The sequence below is a fragment of the Polynucleobacter sp. 35-46-11 genome, from assembly GCF_002281105.1.
The window spans coordinates 1-3,182 of the sequence record NZ_NCFJ01000298.1 but is presented as its reverse complement, the minus strand read 5'-3'; the positions used below and the strand labels follow the sequence as shown (position 1 = coordinate 3,182).

3 protein-coding genes and 1 pseudogene are annotated in these 3,182 nt (G+C 47.1%); 2 read left to right on the top strand and 2 right to left on the bottom strand.

The annotated features are described in order from the left end of the window. Positions 1–37: 37 nt before the first annotated feature. Positions 38–1,132, top strand: a complete 1,095-nt coding sequence (gene obgE / locus B7Y67_RS13820) for a GTPase ObgE (RefSeq protein ID WP_293599150.1) — start codon at positions 38–40, stop codon at positions 1,130–1,132. Positions 1,133–1,161: 29 nt separating this feature from the next. Then, positions 1,162–1,932 (top strand): annotated as a pseudogene (gene proB, locus B7Y67_RS13815) (glutamate 5-kinase); the annotation flags it as partial. Between the two features lie 38 nt (positions 1,933–1,970). Here the strand turns inward: proB and B7Y67_RS13810 are convergent. Together B7Y67_RS13810 and B7Y67_RS13805 are read right to left on the bottom strand one after the other, a co-directional pair. After that, positions 1,971–2,540, bottom strand: coding sequence for a CNP1-like family protein (locus B7Y67_RS13810; protein ID WP_293599149.1), 570 nt, complete (start codon positions 2,538–2,540; stop codon positions 1,971–1,973). Further along, a complete protein-coding gene (locus B7Y67_RS13805) occupies positions 2,537–3,133 on the bottom strand; it encodes an RNA pyrophosphohydrolase (RefSeq protein WP_293599148.1) in 597 nt (198 codons plus the stop codon). The genes B7Y67_RS13810 and B7Y67_RS13805 overlap by 4 nt, the downstream gene beginning before the upstream one ends. Positions 3,134–3,182: the final 49 nt, after the last annotated feature.

Below are 3,182 nucleotides of genomic sequence, written 5' to 3'. Positions count from 1 at the left end.
TAGGAACAGGCCTCGCTAAGCGAGGCCTTTTTTATTCATGAAATTTATAGACGAAGCTCGTATTGAAGTCATAGCTGGCCAAGGTGGCGCCGGGAGTGCTTCCATGCGCCGCGAAAAGTTTATCGAATTCGGTGGACCCGATGGCGGTGATGGTGGTAAAGGCGGAAGCGTTTGGGCTACTGCCGATCGCAACATCAACACCTTGATTGACTATCGCTACGCTAAAACGCACACCGCAAAAAATGGTGAGCCTGGCCGTGGCGCTGATTGTTATGGTCGTGCAGGCGACGATATTGAGTTGCGTATGCCAGTTGGCACCATCATTTCTGATTATGAAACTGGTGAGCCAATTGCTGATTTAACAACCCATGGTGAGCGCCTTTGTTTGGCGCAGGGTGGTGTTGGTGGTTGGGGAAATATTCATTTCAAAAGTAGTACGAACCGCGCTCCTCGCCAAAAGACGAATGGTAAAGAGGGCGAGCGTCGTAAGCTCAAACTTGAATTAAAAGTATTGGCTGACGTTGGTTTGTTAGGTATGCCTAACGCGGGTAAATCGACTTTGATTACCGCCGTGTCTAATGCGCGTCCAAAGATTGCAAACTATCCATTTACAACCTTGCATCCAAATTTGGGTGTAGTACGTGTGGGTGCTGAGCGTAGCTTTGTGATTGCCGATATTCCAGGATTGATTGAGGGCGCTGCAGAAGGTGCAGGTTTAGGCCATCGCTTCTTAAGGCACTTGCAGCGCACTGGTGTGCTGTTGCATTTAGTCGATATCGCACCATTTGATGACAATGTTGATCCAGTGGCAGATGCTGTAGCCATCGTGAATGAATTGCGTAAGTACGATGAAGCTCTGGTGGAAAAGCCGCGTTGGTTGGTTTTGAATAAAGTCGACATGATTCCCGAAGAAGATCGCAAGAAAGTGGTGGCGGATTTCATTAAGCGGTTTAAGTGGAAGGGTCCTGTATTTGAGATCTCTGCTTTAACGGGCTTGGGTTGCGATAAGCTGTGCTACTCATTACAAGATTATTTAGACTCTATTCGCAAGGGTAGAGATGATGAGGATGAGCGTGCTGCTGACCCACGTTATCAAGCGCAAACTCAGCCAGAAGACAAAGCCCCAGATTAATCAGTAGTCATTTGAGAACCGTATTTGATATGAACACTCAGAAAGCTAAACGAATCGTAGTGAAAGTAGGCTCAAGCCTAGTCACCAATAATGGTGAGGGCTTAGATCGGGCTGCAATTGGTATGTGGGCTGAGCAAATGGCTGCCTTGTTAGCTGCTGGACATGAGGTATTGATGGTGAGCTCTGGCGCAATTGCTGAGGGTATGCAACGGCTGGGTTGGGCTAAGCGCCCAACAGAAATTCATCAGCTACAAGCTGCGGCTGCCGTTGGTCAAATGGGTTTAGTTCAAGTTTACGAAAGTTGTTTTGCGCGCTTTAATTTGCGTAGTGCGCAAGTGCTATTGACCAATGCCGACTTAGCGCATGATGAGCGTAACGCTAACGCCAAAGCGACTTTAGATACTTTGCTAAAGCTTGGGGTTGTTCCTATCATCAATGAAAATGATACCGTAGTTACTGATGAAATTAAATTTGGTGATAACGATAGCTTGGCTGCTTTAGTAACGAATTTAATTCATGCAGATTTGTTGGTGATCTTGACCGATCAAGGCGGTTTATTTACGGCTGATCCACGCCACGATGCTTCCGCTACTTTATTAAGGGATGTTACTGCCGGTGATCCTGCTTTAGAAAAAATGGCTGGGGGTGCTGCTAGTGAACTTAGTAAAGGCGGCATGCTGACTAAAGTGTTGGCTGCGAAAGTTGCAGCTCAAACAGGTGCTGCCACTGTCATTGCCTCTGGGCGCGAACCTGAGGTCCTCACTCGCTTAATGAGCGGTGAAAAAATTGGCACTTGCCTGACGGCTGCTTAAGCCATAAAACTCAATCAATACGTATTTTAATTAATTACGCCAAATGAGTTGGTAGGTTTTGTGCCGCCAGTAAATCCATTTGGGTTCAGTGACTGGATAATATTTTTGATGTTTTTCTCTTGCATATTGAAGTTACAGAATGCGCCTTGTGCTAACGCAGCTTGGTAGCGATTTGGTGTGTGGTCCCTGATTGGGTTCCAGCTGGATAGGGGATTCTCTTTCCAGGCATTGGATTCGAAGGTGCCATAGAGGCGCCACTGGAAGGAATCGCAACGAATACCCTCGTATTGAACTTGGCTGTTGCCATTAGGGCTTGTCAAAATAACGATATATCTGGTGATGCCATCGTTACCAATCAAAATGGAGTCGGTGTCTACCGCAAACTTAAAAATAGTTTGTTGTGAGACATAAAAAGGCTGAATAGTTGCTTTATTCGGGGGATTTAGTGGCATTGCCGTCGCACCCTCTTTGAAAACCATCGGTGCAAAAGGATCAACCTCGCTCTCTAAAGGATCTCCTGCACATCCTGCTAGGGCTAGGCTGATGGCTAAGCCAATGGTTGAGAGTCGAAGACTGCGAATAGATGGTTTCATCATGGCTTATCTGTAGGTTTTACTTCTTTGGGCTCATCTTCTTCGACTCCATACAGGGATTGAAATAAATCGAGCGGAGATCCCCAGGCAAGCTGCTGCATGCGCATGCCACGGGACAAATAACGCGCAAGCTCGGAAAGGGCTAATTGATAGACCTCGCGCTTGAAATCAATCACGGAATCAAGTTGAATCCAAAAAGGAACCCAGCGCCAAGCATCAAATTCAGGATGTTCTGAAGCGCGCAGATGAATATCGCTGTCTAAACCCACTAAACGAAGTAAAAACCAGATTTGTTTTTGGCCGCGGTAGCTGGCCCGATGAGTTTTGGAGGTATGTTGACGACGCAAGAACTCCTCCGGGACGTCATAACGAAGCCAGTCCCTGGTTCGTCCAATAATTTGGACATGTTCTGGCAGCAAGCCAACTTCCTCATGCAATTCGCGGTACATGGCCTGCTCTGGGCTCTCACCATGCTGAATCCCGCCCTGCGGGAACTGCCACGAATGCTGCCCAACGCGTTTTCCCCAGAAAACCTCGTTATGGCTATTGAGGAGGACTATGCCGACATTGGGTCGATACCCTTCACGGTCAAGCATGAGATCGTGCCTCAAATCCTTTAAAATCAATGATTTGATTATATCCATA

What these genes read in the sequence shown, in the direction of transcription:
- B7Y67_RS13805 (WP_293599148.1), bottom strand. Translation starts at nt 3,133, where the DNA reads ATGCTTGACCGTGAAGGGTATCGACCCAATGTCGGCATAGTCCTCCTC.
- obgE (WP_293599150.1), top strand. Translation starts at nt 38, where the DNA reads ATGAAATTTATAGACGAAGCTCGTATTGAAGTCATAGCTGGCCAAGGT.
- B7Y67_RS13810 (WP_293599149.1), bottom strand. Translation starts at nt 2,540, where the DNA reads ATGATGAAACCATCTATTCGCAGTCTTCGACTCTCAACCATTGGCTTA.